This window comes from Solicola agrisoli (genome assembly GCF_049059935.1).
GTDB lineage: Bacteria > Actinomycetota > Actinomycetes > Propionibacteriales > Nocardioidaceae > JAURVT01.
Map to the genome: position 1 here is coordinate 60393 of NZ_JBMGQR010000015.1, position 15238 is coordinate 75630.

Sequence of the window (15238 nt, forward strand, 5' to 3'; positions counted from 1 at the left end):
GCACCCCAGGCCCGCGTCCGGCACCCGCCGGGCGCGGGCCTGTCGGTGCGGTGGGCGAGACTGCGGGAGTGCGTGAAGAAGCCGAGAAGCACCTGCAAGAGCTCGTCGGGTCACCCGACGCGCGCCTCCGCGACGACCAGTGGACCGCGATCGAGGCCCTCGTCGCCGACCACCGCCGCACCCTGGTGGTGCAGCGCACCGGGTGGGGCAAGTCGGCGGTCTACTTCGTCGCCACCGCCCTGCTGCGTGCGCGCGGCGCCGGTGCGACGGTGATCGTGTCGCCGCTGCTCGCGCTGATGCGCAACCAGGTGGCCGCCGCCGAGCGGGCCGGCATCAACGCCGTGACGATCAACTCCACCAACCCCGAGGCGTGGCGCGAGACGTACGAGGACGTCAAGGCCGGACGCATCGACGTCCTGCTCGTCTCCCCCGAGCGGCTGAACAACCCCGAGTTCCGCGACCAGGTGCTGCCCGACCTCGCCGCGTCGGCGGGCCTGCTGGTGGTCGACGAGGCGCACTGCATCTCCGACTGGGGCCACGACTTCCGTCCCGACTACCGCCGCATCCGCAACCTCCTGGCCGAGCTGCCCGAGGGCATCCCGGTGCTGGCCACCACCGCCACCGCCAACGAGCGCGTCACCACCGACGTCGCCGAGCAGCTGTCGCGCCGCGGCGACGCCACCCTCGAGGACGTCCTCGTGCTGCGCGGGTCGCTCGACCGCACGTCCCTGCGCCTCGGCGTCGTCGAGCTCGACGACCAGCAGCACCGGCTGGCCTGGCTGGCCGACCACCTGCACCAGCTGCCCGGCTCGGGCATCGTCTACTGCCTGACGGTCGCCGCCACCGCCGACGTCGCCGAGTTCCTGCGCAGCCGCGGGCACGAGGTGCGCTCCTACTCCGGCCAGACCGAGCAGGCCGAGCGCCTCGCCGCCGAGGACGACCTGCTGAACAACCGCGTCAAGGCCCTGGTGGCCACGTCCGCGCTCGGCATGGGCTTCGACAAGCCCGACCTCGGCTTCGTGGTGCACCTCGGCGCGCCGCCCAGCCCGATCGCGTACTACCAGCAGGTCGGACGTGCGGGTCGCGCCGTCGACGACGCCACCGTGGTGCTGCTGCCCGGCCGCGAGGACAAGGCGGTCTGGGACTACTTCGGCTCGCTGTCGTTCCCGCCGTCCGACGTGGTGCGCGAGACGCTCGCCGCGCTCGAGGGCGCCGAGGGCGCGGTGTCGACCGCCCTGCTCGAGACCCAGGTGCCGCTGCGGCGTACCCGGTTGGAGGCGATGCTCAAGGTCCTCGACGTCGACGGCGCCGTCAAGCGCGTGCGGGGCGGGTGGACCTCCACCGGCGAGCCGTGGGAGTACGACCGCGAGCGCTACGACCGCGTGGCCGAGGCCCGCCACCGCGAGCAGGACACGATGCTCGAGTACGTCCGCACGACGGACTGCCGGCTGGCCTTCCTGCGCCGCTGCCTCGACGACCCCGAGCTCGAGGACGGCGCCCGCTGCGGTCGCTGCGACAACTGCGGCGGGCTCGAGCTCACCGCCGACGTCGACACCTCGGCCAGCGACGGCGCCCGCGACTGGCTCGAGCGCCCCGGCGTGGTCGTCGACCCGCGCCGCATGTGGCCCACCGGGCTCCCCGACCGCGGCGTCGACCTCAAGGGCAAGATCCCGGCGGACGCGCAGGCCGCTCCCGGCCGCGCCGTCGCCCGGCTCACCGACCTCGGCTGGGGCTCGGCGCTGCGCGACCTGTTCGCCAGCGGCGCCCCCGACGGCGAGGTCCCCATCCCGCTGCGCCACGCCGCGGCCGAGGTGCTCGGCGCCTGGGAGTGGCCCGACGGCCCGCCCGAGGTGGTGGTCGGCACCCAGTCCGCGTCGCACCCGGTGCTCACCCACCACCTCGCCGAGGGGCTGGCCCGCTTCCTCAAGGTGCCGTTCGGCGGCGGGCTGGCGCTCGTGGGCGACCCGTCCACCGGCCGCGGGGCGATGAACTCCGCCCAGCGCGTCATCGCCGTCCACGGGCGCCACGAGGTGCCCGCCTCGGTCGCCGAGGCCGTCGCCGGACGTCGGGTCCTGCTCGTCGACGACCGCGTCGTCACCGGGTGGACGCTGGCCCTGCACGCACGGCTGCTCCTGCAGGCCGGCGCCGCGCAGGTGCTGCCCTTCGTGCTCGCCACCGACACCTGAGCACCCACCGCGGCGGGTGCCGGCGTCAGCGCAGGATGGGCGGGTGGACGACCTTGGCGTCGCCCAGCTCGAAGATCTTGGCCGGGCGTCCCGGGCCGCCGGAGTTGGTGCGGTCGGTCGCGCGGATGAAGCCGTCGGCGCCGGTCACCTTGCGGTGGAAGTTGGCGGGGTCGAGCTTGCGGCCCCAGACGATCTCGTACACGCGTCGCAGCTCGGCGATCGTGAAGTAGCGGCTGCAGAAGGCCGCCGCCAGGGGCGAGTACTCCAGCTTCGAGCGCGCGCGCTCCACGGCCTCGTCGAGGATGACGTGGTGGTCGAAGGCGAGCTCGGCGCTGTCGAGGTCCTCGACGGCCAGCCACTCCGCCGACGACTGCGTGACGCCGGCGCGCGGCTCGGGCAGGTCGGGCAGCACGGCGAGGTAGGTCACCGACACCGTGCGGGCACGGGGGTCGCGCCTGGGCGCGCCGTAGGCAGCGACCTGCTCGAGGTGCACCAGGTCGATGTCGACCGCGGTCTCCTCGCGCAACACGCGCCCGGCGGCCTGGTCGAGGTCCTCGTCGGCACCGACCGAGCCGCCCGGCAGGGCGAGGTAGCCGCGGTAGGGCTCCTCGCTGCGGCGGATCAGCAGCGCGCGCAGCCGTGAGTCACGAAGCGTCAGGACCACGATGTCGACGCTGACATGGACCTCCGACGCGCTCATGGCAGGACTCTACGGTGAGAGGCACCCGTGCCCGCCCGAGGGCGCGGCGACACGCTCGGCGCGCCGGTCAGAACGTCCTGGCCGAGGCCCGCGACAGCGAGAACCCGTGCCCCGTCGAGCGGTTGACGCACGTCACACCCGTGGTCGCGCTGGTGCAGCCGTAGTCGCCCACGAGCGTGGAGTTGCCGTACTTGAGGATCGTGTCGGACCCCATCACGGTGTCGCCGACGCAGGCGAACCCGGCCCCGTCGGCCCCGACCTCGAGGCTGTTGCCCCACGCGAGACCGCACGACTCGGGCTCGGCGGGAGGCTCGAACGAGCGCTCCCGGATGTCGCACCGTGCACCCTGCGACCCGATGTAGCAGCCGATGTTGCCGGTCGGGGTGGTGAAGGAGGCGATGGCGCCGACGATGTCGGGCAGGTCCACCGTCGGCGGGCTGGTCGGGGCACCGGTGGGCGTCGGCGACGGGGCCGGCGGCGTGGTCTGGCTCGAACCGCCGGTCGTGGGCCCGGGCTCGGGCTCGGCGCGCACGACGTCGCGCGCTCGTCCGCACCCGGCGAGGACGAGCGTCAGCAGCAGCACCGCGAGGACGACGGGACGCGCCCTAGTCATGGTCCTCTGCGGGCACGCACAGCACGGGACGGTCCGTCAGGTGGAGCAGCTTGTGCGGCACCGAGCCCAGCATCGCGCCGCGGATCGGGCTCTCGCCCCAGGTGCCCACGACGATCATCCGGGCGTCGTGCTGGTCGGCGGCGTCGATCAGGGCCTGGACGGGCTTGGCGTCGACGAGCTCCACCACGGTCTCGACCCCGGCCTTCTCGGCATCGACGACCGCGTGGTCGACGGCGCGGCGGCCGATCTCGGTGAGCGCGGCCTGGTGGGAGTCGAACTCCTCCCCCGTGTACCCGGGCGGGTTGACGCCGTAGACCAGGACGAGCGGCTCGGCGAACGTCCGCGCGAGGTCGATGGCCGTGACGAGGGCGCGCGAGGCGCCGGGCGACTCGTCGTAGCCCAGGACGATCGACATCAGCGGCTCCCCTCGTCGTCGGCGCGGCCCGGGACGAGCAGCGCCGGGTCGACAGTACCGGCCCGCTCCTGCCAGAACCGCTTGTCCTGGGTGCGCCAGACGAACATCACCACGACGCCGACCAGCATGATGCCGATGCCGATGACGAGCGGCGGGCCGAGACCGAACCACGCGGCGCCGGTGTAGGAGTTGTCCGGGTCGGACAGGTCGATGACGGACTTGACGAGCAGCCAGATGAGCAGGGCCGAGCCGATGAGCGGGCCGACGCCGATCAGGAAGAAGTTCGTGGCGCTCTTCAGCAGCTGGTGGCGGTAGTAGACCGCGCACGCGATGCCGGTGAGCGCGTAGTAGAACGCGATGAGCAGGGCCAGCGCGCTGAGCGAGTCGAACAGCGCGTTCTCGCTGACGATGCTGACGAAGACGTACCAGACGATCGCGATGCCGGCGACCCACCAGGTGCTGACGTCGGGGGTGCGGAACCGGGGCGAGATGTGCGCGAAGGTGGACGGGAGCGCCGCGCGTCGGGCCATCGACAGGCCGGTGCGCGAGGCGGGGATGATCGTCGTCTGCGTGGACGCGACGGCCGACGTGGCCACCGCGACGAGGAGCAGCCACGACCAGCCACCGAGGACCTGGTCGCCCAGGAGCGCGAAGATGCTCTCCTCCTCGTCCTGGTTGGCCGCCAGGAAGCCGGTGCCGGCGTAGGCCACGACGGCGTAGGCGACGCCCACGTAGGTGACCAGCAGGACGATGGTCGAGACGATGCCGGCGCGACCCGGTGCGCTCGCGGAGTCCTCGGTCTCCTCGGTGAGGTTCACCGCCGACTCCCAGCCCCAGTACGCGAAGACGCCCAGCAGCAGGCCCGACGACAGCGCACCGCCGCCCGAGGCGAACGGGTTGAGCCACGACAGCGACGGGTCGATCGAGTCCAGCGAGCTGGTGTCGGCGTAGACGCGGTAGAGCGCGACCACGGCGAACACCAGCAGGGTGACGACCTGCGCGATGATCAGGACGTTCTGGAACTTGGCCGACACCTCGGTGCCGATGACGCACAGCGCGGTCATGGCGAGGATGAGGACGACGGCGAGCGACATCCGGATGGGCATCGAGTCGGCCGCGGAGTCCAGGCCGACCGCGAGCAGCCCGAAGCGCACGCCGACGTCGGCGAGCGAGCCGACCACCAGCACGCCGGTCATCGAGATCGCCCAGCCGCCGAACCAGCCGAACCACGGGCCCATCGCCCGGGTGACCCAGGAGAACGTGGTGCCGCAGTCCTGGTCGACCTTGTTCAGGTAGTAGAACGCCGACGCGATCATGAGCATGGGGACGAACGACGCGATCAGCACGCCCGGTGCGTGGACGCCCACCAGGGCGACCACGGCGCCGATGATCGCGGCCAGCGAGTAGGCGGGCGACGTCGAGGCCAGCCCGATCACGACGGCGTCGACGAATCCGATCGCGCCCTTCTTGAGACCGGCGTCCTGCTCCGTCTGCGACACGGGGTGCTCCTCTCGGCCCTCCCCGTGCGGGGTGGGAGGGCACCATCGAACACGTCGGCGGGGGCCGTGTCCATCACCACGCCCCCGCGCGTGCGAGACGTCCCGTTTTGTCACCTGCACGACACACGCCGTGTCGGCGTCGGACTCAGATGCGGACGACCCGCGCCGACCCGATGGCCCGGAACCGGTCGGGGTGACAGGTGAGCACCAGGACCTGCGCGCGACGGCCGACGTCGTTGACGACGGCGCAGACCGCGTCGAGCCGGGACGGGTCGGCGAAGCCGAGGGCGTCGTCGAGGACGACGGGCGCGCCGCCGTCGTCGCTGACCAGACCGGCGCAGGCGAGCCGTCCGAGCACCGAGAGCTGCTCGCGCGCGCCGCCCGAGAGCGACTCGAAGGGCACGGTGGTGCCGCCGAGGGTGCGGGCCGAGATGGCGAGGTCGGGAGTGACCTCGACCCCGAAGCCCGGGCCGAAGACCACGGCGCCGAGACGCTCGATCGCCTCGGTGAACGGGCGGACGTACCGCTCCTGGGAGCGCCGACGGTGCGCGAGGAGCGTGGTGTGCAGCAGCAGCGCGGCCTCGGCCCGCGCCCGGGTGCGGGCGAGGGCGTCGTCGGCGTGCTGGAGCTCGGCGGCCGCGGCGTCGAGGGCGTCCTGGAGCCCGCGGTCGGCGACCTCGTCGAGCAGGGCGCGCAGGCCGGTGAGCGCGTCCTCGACCTCGCGACGGTCGTCGGCGAGCCGGGCGACGCGGGCGTCGGCGTTGCGCTGCAGCACCTCGAGCGTGCCGGGGTCGTGCTGCTCGAGCGCGGCGGCCGACTCGGCCAGACGGTCCTCGTGGTCGGCCACCTCGTCGTGGGCCGACGCGAGCCGGGCCGCGACGTCGTCGTCGCTGCAGACCCCGCGATGGCGGTCGAGCGCCCGCTGGGCCCGCACCTGCTCGGCCACGGCGCTGTCGTGCTGCTGACGCAGGCGCACCGTCTCGTGGGCCCGCTTCTGGGCGGCTGCCTGGGCGGAGTCGGCCTCCGCGGCGGCCGACTCGGCGGCGGACCGGGCGACGTCGAGCGCGTCGGCCAGCCGGTCGGCCTCGGCCTGGGCCTCGGCGAGCGCGGGGAGCGCCGTGCCGCCGAAGCGCTCGCGGAGGTCGTCGGCGCGCGCCTCGGTCGAGGCGCAGGCCGCCACGAGGTCGTCGCGGGTGTCGCCGGCGAGGGCGTCGACGAGCCGGCGCTCGGCGTCGTCGAGGGCGGACACGCGCAGCCGGTGGGCGTCGCGCTGCTCGCGGGCGGCGTCGAGGTCGTCGACGGCGTGCTCGACGAGCAGCAGGTCGAGCTCGCGGCGGCGCTGCTCGACCAGGGCGCCGAGGTCGCGCGCCCCACCGCCCGGCGAGACCGTGACGCGCACGGTGCCGGGCACCTCGACCACGGTGTCGGCGGTGACGGGGACGTCGGCGGCGTCGCGCACGCCGTCACCGTCGACGGTGACGGCCCGCTCGCCGAGCACCTCGACCCGGACCCGTGCCACCGCGAGGTCACGGCCCTGCTCGGCGAGGCGCAGCTCGGTGGTGGCTTCGGCGATGGCCTCGACGGCGCCCTCGTCGAACGGGCGCGAGTGAAGGGCGCGGCGTGCGGCGTCGGTGTCGTCCTGGGCGGAGTCGACGGCGGCTCGCCGCTCGAGCAGGGCGGCGAGGTCGTGCTCGCAGCGGACGAGGTCGACGACGCCGAGCGCGCGACGGTGCGCGACCTCGGTGTCGCGGCGGACGGTGTCGGCCTCGAGCGCGGCGCGGGACGTGGCGGCGACGGGGTCGTGGTGCTCGTCGACCAGGGCCTGCAGGCGGGTGGTGCTGCGGACGGCGGTGGCCAGCGCGTTCTCGCGCTCGTCGACCTCGGCGGCCAGGCGGGACCGCTCCTCGTCGACCCGCTCGGCGTCGGCGAGGACGAGACGGGCCTTGTCGAGGCCCGCCTGGGCGGACTCGACGTCGAGGGTGAGCCGGTCGACCTCGGCCGCGCGGGTGCGCAGGGAGGCTCGCTCCACCTCGAGCTGCTCCTCGGCCTGCTCGATCCCGGCCAGCTCGCGCTGCCGCGAGGCGTGCCGGGTGACCTGGACGTCGACGGCGTCGAGCTCGGCGGTCAGCACGTCGACGCGCTCGCGGGCCTCCCGCTCGGCGACCACCGCGGCCTCCAGCTCGCCGGTGGGACGCTGGGCGCGCGGCGTGTAGAAGCGCTGCAGCTCGGACTCCACCGCACCGAGGAGGTCGGCGTGGCCCTCGGCGGCGTCGTCGTCGCCGGCCAGCGCGCCGAGCGCGGTGCGCAGCGGCTCGACCCGGGCCAGGGCGGGCTGGTCGAGCGCCTCGCCTTGGACGAGCTGCAGCGCGTCCCAGAGCTGCCGGTCGAGCGTGGCGGTGAGGATGGCGTCGAAGCGGTCGTGCGCCTCGCGCCCGGCCAGCTGCTCAGGACGCGGGCGGAGCACCCGCAGCTCGGTGCGCGGCGACTTGAGGAAACGCTTGGACAGCACCAGGCGGTAGGGCCCGGTCTCGAGCTCGACCTCGACCTCGGGCCCGACGTCGAGACCGACGGGCTTGACCGCCTTGACGGGGGTGGCCCTGCTGCTGTCGGGGTAGTCGCGGACGAGGCGGAGGGCCTCGGGGATGGACGACTTGCCGGCCTCGTTGGGGCCCTGGACGACGGTGACGCCGACGGGGTCGAGCTCGACCTCGAGGTCGTCGATGCCGCGGTAGTGGGTGAGCCGGACGCGCAGGATCCTCACCGGGCGGCCCCGACGAGACGGTGGAGCAGGCCGAGCGCGTCCTGGGCGGCGCGGGCGTCGTCGCCCGTGGCGGCGGCCTGGTCGCGCAGCTCGTCGACGGCCTCGGCGGCGAATCCGGTGAGCGCGAGGTCGGCGAAGTCGTGGTCGTCGGGCACCACGGCGAGGTCGGTGTGCCGGTGCCAGAGGTCGAGCCGCGCGTAGGCGTGCGCGAGGTCGTCCAGGCCGGCGTCGAGGGCGATCTTGTCGCGCAGCGCCAGCGTGCCCGACAGCCTCAGCCAGGTGGCGGTGCGCTCCTTGCCGCGTCGTGCGCCGAGCTCGGTGAGCAGCGCCGCGACGTCGAGGGTGGAGTCGAGGCGGTGCTCGGGGGCCTCGAAGACCCACCGGCCGACGCGGACCGTCTCGACCTCGAGGTGGCTCGGGCCGACGTCGACGAGCAGGACGTTGCCGGGGTCGGTCTCGCGGCGGGCCGTGACCTCGGGCGTGCCGGGGTACCAGACGCGCGGCTCGACCTGCGTGGTGCTGTGCCGGTCGCCGAGGACGGCCACGTGGACGCGTCCGTCGTCGAGCGCGGCGGTGAGGTCGTCGAGGACGACCGAGGTGGGACGTGAGGAGTCGGGGTCGAGGACGTCGACCTGGCCGTGACCGACGAGCACGCGGACGACGCCGTCGGGTGCCGGCTCCAGGGGGGCCAGCGCCTGGGCGACGAGGTCGCCCAGCGGCCGCTTGCCGAACCACGGGGCCGCGACGATCTCGACACCGTCTGCGACGCGGTGCACGCCCGGGGCGTCGAGGACGTGCACGTGGTCGGGACGGTGGCGGGCGAACAGGCCCGACGTGTAGAGCGACGACGCGTCGAGGGGGTCGTGGTTGCCCGGGAGCAGGTAGACCGGCACCTCGACGTCGGCCAGCGCCTCGAACGCCCGGACGACGACGCGGCGGTCGAGCTGGTTGGACTCGAAGACGTCGCCGCCGACGACCACGAAGGCGGCGTCGCGCTCGGCCGCGACCTCCCCGATGCGCCGCACCGCGTCGAGGCGCGCCTGCCCGTAGCGCGCCTGCGCCTCGGGCTGGAGGAAGCGGGCGGCCATCCCGAGCTGCCAGTCGGCAGTGGCGACGAACCTGACCATGCACCCACGCTAACCAGGCCCGCCGACAGGACCGGTCCGCCACGCCCCCACGGGGCCGGGCAGGTTGCGTCTCCGGCCCAGAGGCCGGGTGGCCGGGTCGGTGCGGGCTGAGCACTGGAGTACCCGCTCCGTCTCGGTCTGCGAGACGCGAGCCGTCCCCCGGGTCGCGAACCATGGCAAACAGTCACTGACCGTGGCACATTCACCGCGGTCTGCGCCTGTTTGCCACGGTTCGCGGCGCCCTGGTCTCGTGCCGTCTTGCAGGACGAGATGGAGACCGACGCGGGCCGCACACGACTGCGACGGGCACGCGCCGCGTCGCTCGCTGCGCCCTTCGACCGGCCACTGACGGAGGGCGGTCCTGGGGCCACCCCAACCACGCTCCCGCGTAGGCCACCCGACCCGTCGGACCGTTGTGGGGCGTCTCACCCGTCAGACGGCTCACCTCTCAGGGAGTGGTCAGTCTCGGGCGGTACCGTCGAGATCTCCACACACCCACCCACGATCGGCCCGCTCGCGTGCCGGTCGTGACGCCACGTCCGAAGGGCGGTCCATGAGCACCACCGAACCGCGCGAGGTCGAGCCGGAGCAGAAGAAGCTCCTGGGCGACCTCTCCCTCCCCCAGGTGATCGGCAGCGCCCTCGCGGCCATCACCGCCACCGTCGCGGCGTCGACGCTCGGCGTCGCCGGCACCGTGATCGGGGCCGGCCTCGCCAGCATCTTCGCCACCGTCGGCGGCACGATCTACACCTCGTCGCTGAAGAAGACCAAGGACGTCGTCGTGCGCGGCACCCAGGTCGTGCGCGACGGCGCGCCGATCACCGTCCGCACCATGACCGTCAAGGCCGACGAGCCCGCGCCCGCCGCGGCTCCCCCGCCGCAGGCCCCGGCCGAGCTCGACCACACGACGTCGCTGCGCGCGCTCGCCGAGACCACGGCCAAGGTCAAGGCCGACGTCGACCTCGACGACCCCGACCGCACGGCGCACCTCGACCACCGCACCGAGTGGACGAGCACGATGCGCCCGGTCGACCCCACCACCGCCGTGCCGCACCCGGTGCCCGAGCCCTCCGAGGTCGTCGCCGAGGCCACCCCCGACGCCGCGCCCGCCGCGGTGCTCGTCACCGAGCGCGAGGGGGCCCTCGCGGTGCTCAGGCGCCGCTGGAAGCCGCTCGCGCTCGTGGCCGTCGTGCTCGCGGTGGTCAGCCTGGGCGCCGTGAGCGCCATCGAGGGCGTCGTCGGCCACCCGCTGTCGAACTCCTCGGGCAGCGGCACCTCGGTCGGCAAGGCGTTCGGCGGCGGTGGCTCGTCGTCGAGCGACGACCAGCCGTCCGACGACGCCACCACCGAGCCCACCGAGTCCGACAGCACCCCCACCCCGTCGGACGACGAGACCACCGAGCCCGAGGCCACCGAGCCCACGGCCACCCCGTCCCCCTCCGCGACCCCGACGCCCACCACGCGTCCGAGCGCCACCGCCACGCCCGCGCCCACGGCCTCGGCCACGCCGCAGGAGTGACGGAAGCCGCACCGTGGAGGTCCTGACCGAGGTCTGGGCCCGGGTCACCACCCGGCAGCCGACCCCCGACGCCGGCGTCGTGGTCGTCGCCGCCCTCGTGGCGGTGGCCCTGGTGGTGCCCCGGCCGGCCTGGGCCTGGACGCGGCACCTCGTCACGATCGCCCACGAGGGGTCGCACGGCGCCGCCGCGGTGCTCACCGGACGTCGTCTCGGCGGCATCCGTCTGCACCGCGACACCTCCGGCCTGACCCTGTCGCGGGGACGGCCCCGCGGGCCGGGCATGGTCCTCACCGCCGGCGCCGGCTACGTCGGCCCCGCCCTGATCGGTCTCGCCGCGGCGTTCGCGCTCGCGTCCGGGTGGGCCGTGGCGGTGCTCTGGGCGCTCCTGCTGCTGCTCGTGCTGCTCCTGCTGCAGGTCCGCAACCTGTTCGGGGTGGTCTCGGTGCTGGCCACGGGCGCGGTCGTCCTCGGCGTCTCCTGGTGGGGCACCGGCACGCTGCAGTCGACCTTCGCCTACGTCGTGGTGTGGTTCCTGCTCGTGGCCACCCCGCGTCCCGTCGTCGAGCTGGCCGCGCAGCGCCGGCGCCAGGCCACACCGGGCTCGGACGCCGACCAGCTCGCCGCCCTCACGCACGTGCCCGGGGCCGTGTGGACGGCGTTCTTCCTCCTCGTGACGCTCGGCGCGCTGGTGCTGGGAGGCGGCGCCCTCCTCGGGCGGGGCCTGCTTGGATGACGGGGTGTCCCCGTTCACCGTCGACCACGTGCTCGACGGCACGCGCGGGCGCACCGGCACGCTGACCACCCCGCACGGGACGGTCGCGACGCCCGCGTTCGTGCCCGTCGGCACCGCGGCCACCGTCAAGGCCCTGGTGCCCGAGCAGGTCGAGGCGCTGGGCGCGCAGACGGTGCTCGCCAACGCGTACCACCTGTACCTGCGGCCGGGCGCCGACGTCGTGGAGGAGGCCGGCGGGCTCGGCGCCTTCATGGGCTGGCGCGGGCCCACCTTCACCGACTCCGGCGGCTTCCAGGTGATGAGCCTGGGTGCCGGGTTCCGCAAGGTGCTGTCGATGGACGCCGGCTCGGTGGCCGCGGCCGACGTCGTCGCGGCCGAGAAGGAGCGCCTCGCGCACGTCGACGACGACGGCGTCACCTTCACCTCGCACCTCGACGGCGGCAGCCACCGCTTCACGCCCGAGGTGTCGATGCGGATCCAGCACCAGCTGGGCGCCGACGTGATCTTCTGCTTCGACGAGCTGACGACGCTCGTCGACCCCTACCCGTACCAGGAGCAGGCTGTCGCGCGGACGCAGGCGTGGGCCGCGCGCTGCCTCGACGAGCACCGCCGGCTCACCGCCGCGCACCCCGACCGTCCGCGCCAGGCGCTGTTCGGCGTCGTCCAGGGGGCTCAGCACGAGGACCTGCGACGGCGCGCCGCCCGCGACCTCGTCGCCCTGGAGCGAGACGGGCAGGGGTTCGACGGATTCGGCGTCGGTGGCGCGATCGAGAAGGACCGGCTCGGCGAGATCGTCGGCTGGGTCACCGACGAGCTGCCCGACGACCGTCCGCGCCACCTGCTCGGCATCGGCGAGCCCGACGACCTGTTCGCCGCCGTCGAGGCGGGCGCCGACACGTTCGACTGCGTGGGCCCGTCGCGCACCGCCCGGCGCAGCCGCGTCTACACCGCCGACGGCCGCGAGAACCTGCTCGTCGCGGCCAACCGTCGCGCGTTCCGTCCGCTCGAGGACGACTGCGACTGCTACACCTGTGGCACCTTCACCCGCGCGTACCTGCACCACCTGTTCAAGGCCCGGGAGCACCTGGCCGCCACGCTCACCACGATCCACAACGAGCGGTTCGTGGTGCGGCTCGTCGACCGCATCCGCACCTCGATCGCCGACGGCACCTACCGCGACCTGCGCGACGAGACCCTGGCCCGCTACTACGCGTAGCTGGGCTCGCGGCGCTTGACGAACGCGATCACCCGGTAGGTCACCGGGAGCAGCACGATCTCGACGGCGACCTTGTACAGGTAGCCGACCACGGCGTAGGTGACGAAGTCGCCCACCGTCGAGATGCCGATGACGCCCGCCGCGATCGCGCAGAAGATCAGCGTGTCGGCGGCCTCGCCCACCCCCGTCGAGCCGATCAGGCGGGCCCACAGGTGCGGCTCGCCCGTGCGGGCCTTGACGCGCACCAGCACCCACGAGTTCACCAGCTGACCGACGAGGTAGCCCAGCAGGCTGGCCAGCACGATCTGCGGCACGAAGCCGAGCACCGAGGTGAAGGCCTCCTGGTTCTCGTAGAACGACGCGGGCGGCGCGGCGTCGACCACCAGGAACGTCAGCGCGGCCAGCGCCGCCATGGCGAACCCGACGACGATCGCGCGACGCGCCGCCCGGAAGCCGTAGACCTCGGAGATGACGTCGCCGAGCACGTAGGCGAGCGGGAACAGGAAGGCGCCGCCGTCGGTGATCACCGGGCCGAATTCGATGCCCTTGGTGGCGGCGATGTTGGAGACCACGAGCACGACGCAGAACAGCGCGAGCAGCACGTCGTAGCTGCTCGATCCGCGCGAGGCGAAGCGGGGAGTCGTCACGCCTGGCATCCAACCAGGGTGCGACCGGTGCGTCCCCAGGACCCTGGGACACTGGGAGGGTGACCGACGCCCCCTCCGTGACGCCGCCCGCGAGCACCGACCTGCTGGTCGTGGGGGCCGGGCCCGCCGGTGCCGCCGCGGCCGCGTGGGCCGCGCGCCACGGCATCGACGTGGTGCTGGCCGACGCGGCGAAGTTCCCCCGAGACAAGACGTGCGGCGACGGCCTCACACCGCGCGCGATCGCCGAGCTCGATCGGCTCGGCCTGCACGACTGGATCCGCTCGCACACCACCAACCGCGGCCTGCGCGCCGCCGGCTTCGGCCAGGAGCTGCTCCTGCCCTGGCCCGGCGGCAGCCTGCCCGACTACGGCTCGGCCGTGCCCCGCACCGAGCTGGACGACAGGATCCGCCGCGTCGCGGTCGACGCCGGCGTCACCATGGTCGAGCAGGCCAAGGCGGTCGACGTCGAGCGTCACGGCGAGCGGGTGTCGGGCGTCGTCCTGCAGCTCGCCGACGGCACGCGCCACACGCTGGCGTGCAAGCGCCTCGTCGTCGCCGACGGCGTGCGCTCGCCGCTCGGGCGCGTGCTCGGCCGCGAGTGGCACCGCGAGACCGTCTACGGCGTCGCGGGCCGCAGCTACGTGAAGTCCGGCCGCAGCGACGACCCCTGGATCTCGTCGCACCTGGAGCTGCGCGGCACCGAGGACGAGATCCTGTCGGGCTACGGCTGGATCTTCCCGCTCGCCGACGGCGAGGTGAACCTCGGCGTGGGCACCCTGGCCACCGCCAAGCGTCCGGCCAAGGTGCAGCTCAAGCCGCTGATGGAGCACTACGCCCGCCTGCGGCGCGACGAGTGGGAGCTCGGCGACGAGCTGCGTGCCCCCACGTCCGCGCTGCTGCCGATGGGCGGCGCGGTGTCCGGCGTCGCGGGGCCCAACTGGGCCCTGGTCGGCGACGCCGCCGGCTGCGTCAACCCCCTCAACGGCGAGGGCATCGACTACGGCCTCGAGACCGGACGCGTCGTCGCCGACCTGATGGCCTCCCAGGACGACGTCGAGCTCGCCTGGCCCGCCACCCTGCGCCGCCACTACGGCGAGGCGTTCTCGGTGGCCAGGCGCCTGGCCGGGCTCATCACCGTCCCGCGCGTGCTGCCCCTCGCCGGTCCGGTCGGCATGCGCTCCACGGCGCTGATGACCGTCGCGCTGCGCGTCATGGGCAACCTGGTCACCGACGAGGACCGCGACGTCACCGCCCGCCTGTGGCGCACCGCCGGTCGCCTGTCGGTCAGGATCGACAAGCGCCCGCCGTTCCCCGCCCGCGACCTGCGCGTCTAGGGCCGCCGGGGTCCAGGGATCGTCAGCGCGGCCGGTCGTCGGGGACGACCTTGTCGAGGCGCCTGGAGGACTCACTGAGGAGGCGCTCCATCGCCGCCACCGGTATCTCGGTCAGCATCGCGTTGACGACGCGCTCGCCCGTGGCGTCGTCCTCGAACACCTCCGCGAGCAGTCCCCGCTCGCTGTCCCACATCTCGACCATCATCCCGTCGCGCTCCGGAGTCGAGTCGTCGGCGGTCACGAACTCGTAGTACACCGCTCTCACCTGTTCCTGCTCGACATCATCTGGTGGATGGTGCCTCGAAGGTCCCGGCCGCGCTACCGGTTTCCCGTGCCCGGCCGCCGCCGCATCAGGGCCCGGGCGAGCAGCGGCGCGACGAGCAGCACCGCGAACAGCCGGATGACCTGCACGCCGAGCACGAACGTCACGTCGCCGCCGGACTCGACGGCCGTCGCGAGCACGGCGTAGAGCCCGCCGGGCGTGGTGG

General features: G+C 74.0%; 14 protein-coding genes. 5 read left to right on the top strand and 9 right to left on the bottom strand.

Translation table 11 applies throughout. The features are described 5' to 3' along the window. Window positions 1-68: 68 nt before the first annotated feature. Window positions 69-2186 carry a RecQ family ATP-dependent DNA helicase gene (locus tag ACI6PP_RS08060; protein WP_421110624.1) on the top strand — a complete coding sequence of 706 codons (2118 nt, stop codon included), beginning with the start codon at window positions 69-71 and terminating at the stop codon, window positions 2184-2186. Between the two features lie 25 nt (window positions 2187-2211). Here ACI6PP_RS08060 and ACI6PP_RS08065 read toward each other — a convergent pair whose 3' ends face one another. The 6 genes from ACI6PP_RS08065 to ACI6PP_RS08090 form a co-directional block, all read right to left on the bottom strand. Beyond that, on the bottom strand, window positions 2212-2886 hold the full coding sequence (locus ACI6PP_RS08065; RefSeq protein ID WP_421110626.1) for an NUDIX hydrolase: 675 nt from the start codon (window positions 2884-2886) through the stop codon (window positions 2212-2214). A 67-nt stretch (window positions 2887-2953) separates the two neighbouring features. Continuing rightward, entirely contained in the window at window positions 2954-3499 is a 546-nt protein-coding gene (locus ACI6PP_RS08070) for a DUF6636 domain-containing protein (protein ID WP_421110627.1), read from the bottom strand. Next, a complete protein-coding gene (locus ACI6PP_RS08075; protein ID WP_421110629.1) occupies window positions 3492-3914 on the bottom strand; it encodes a universal stress protein in 423 nt (140 codons plus the stop codon). The genes ACI6PP_RS08070 and ACI6PP_RS08075 overlap by 8 nt, the downstream gene beginning before the upstream one ends. Further along, window positions 3914-5413 carry an APC family permease gene (locus ACI6PP_RS08080; RefSeq protein WP_421110631.1) on the bottom strand — a complete coding sequence of 500 codons (1500 nt, stop codon included), beginning with the start codon at window positions 5411-5413 and terminating at the stop codon, window positions 3914-3916. The genes ACI6PP_RS08075 and ACI6PP_RS08080 overlap by 1 nt, the downstream gene beginning before the upstream one ends. 145 nt (window positions 5414-5558) lie before the next feature. Further along, window positions 5559-8174 (bottom strand): AAA family ATPase, encoded by a 2616-nt coding sequence (locus ACI6PP_RS08085; protein WP_421110632.1) that lies wholly within the window; start codon window positions 8172-8174, stop codon window positions 5559-5561. Then, window positions 8171-9301, bottom strand: coding sequence for a metallophosphoesterase family protein (locus tag ACI6PP_RS08090; RefSeq protein WP_421110634.1), 1131 nt, complete (start codon window positions 9299-9301; stop codon window positions 8171-8173). The genes ACI6PP_RS08085 and ACI6PP_RS08090 overlap by 4 nt, the downstream gene beginning before the upstream one ends. Window positions 9302-9854: 553 nt before the next feature. On the opposite strand from ACI6PP_RS08090, the gene ACI6PP_RS08095 reads away from it, so the two are divergent. Genes ACI6PP_RS08095 through tgt form a run of 3 tightly spaced genes read left to right on the top strand, consistent with a single transcriptional unit; the run spans window position 9855 to window position 12769 of the window. Then, window positions 9855-10820 (top strand): ATP synthase subunit c family protein, encoded by a 966-nt coding sequence (locus ACI6PP_RS08095; protein ID WP_421110635.1) that lies wholly within the window; start codon window positions 9855-9857, stop codon window positions 10818-10820. 13 nt (window positions 10821-10833) lie between these two features. Next, window positions 10834-11553 carry a M50 family metallopeptidase gene (locus ACI6PP_RS08100; RefSeq protein ID WP_421110637.1) on the top strand — a complete coding sequence of 240 codons (720 nt, stop codon included), beginning with the start codon at window positions 10834-10836 and terminating at the stop codon, window positions 11551-11553. Between the two features lie 4 nt (window positions 11554-11557). Beyond that, complete coding sequence (gene tgt, locus ACI6PP_RS08105; protein ID WP_421110639.1) at window positions 11558-12769, top strand: tRNA guanosine(34) transglycosylase Tgt; 1212 nt, start codon at window positions 11558-11560, stop codon at window positions 12767-12769. Here the strand turns inward: tgt and ACI6PP_RS08110 are convergent. Further along, a complete protein-coding gene (locus ACI6PP_RS08110; RefSeq protein ID WP_421110641.1) occupies window positions 12760-13425 on the bottom strand; it encodes a queuosine precursor transporter in 666 nt (221 codons plus the stop codon). The two genes, tgt and ACI6PP_RS08110, sit on opposite strands and share 10 nt — an antisense overlap. A gap of 50 nt (window positions 13426-13475) precedes the next feature. Between ACI6PP_RS08110 and ACI6PP_RS08115 the strand changes: the two genes are divergently transcribed. Then, window positions 13476-14750: a geranylgeranyl reductase family protein gene (locus ACI6PP_RS08115; protein ID WP_421110643.1), complete on the top strand. Its 1275-nt coding sequence runs from the start codon at window positions 13476-13478 to the stop codon at window positions 14748-14750. Between the two features lie 22 nt (window positions 14751-14772). Here ACI6PP_RS08115 and ACI6PP_RS08120 read toward each other — a convergent pair whose 3' ends face one another. Together ACI6PP_RS08120 and ACI6PP_RS08125 are read right to left on the bottom strand one after the other, a co-directional pair. Beyond that, window positions 14773-14991 (bottom strand): hypothetical protein, encoded by a 219-nt coding sequence (locus tag ACI6PP_RS08120; RefSeq protein ID WP_421110645.1) that lies wholly within the window; start codon window positions 14989-14991, stop codon window positions 14773-14775. A 77-nt stretch (window positions 14992-15068) separates the two neighbouring features. Further along, a partial coding sequence (locus ACI6PP_RS08125) for an AbrB family transcriptional regulator (RefSeq protein ID WP_421110647.1) occupies window positions 15069-15238 on the bottom strand: 170 nt, incomplete at its 5' end.

Bases quoted from the DNA above. Each gene is read 5' to 3' on its own strand.
- ACI6PP_RS08065 (WP_421110626.1), bottom strand. From the start codon at position 2,886: ATGAGCGCGTCGGAGGTCCATGTCAGCGTCGACATCGTGGTCCTGACG.
- ACI6PP_RS08070 (WP_421110627.1), bottom strand. From the start codon at position 3,499: ATGACTAGGGCGCGTCCCGTCGTCCTCGCGGTGCTGCTGCTGACGCTC.
- ACI6PP_RS08075 (WP_421110629.1), bottom strand. From the start codon at position 3,914: ATGTCGATCGTCCTGGGCTACGACGAGTCGCCCGGCGCCTCGCGCGCC.
- ACI6PP_RS08090 (WP_421110634.1), bottom strand. From the start codon at position 9,301: ATGGTCAGGTTCGTCGCCACTGCCGACTGGCAGCTCGGGATGGCCGCC.
- ACI6PP_RS08095 (WP_421110635.1), top strand. From the start codon at position 9,855: ATGAGCACCACCGAACCGCGCGAGGTCGAGCCGGAGCAGAAGAAGCTC.
- ACI6PP_RS08110 (WP_421110641.1), bottom strand. From the start codon at position 13,425: ATGCCAGGCGTGACGACTCCCCGCTTCGCCTCGCGCGGATCGAGCAGC.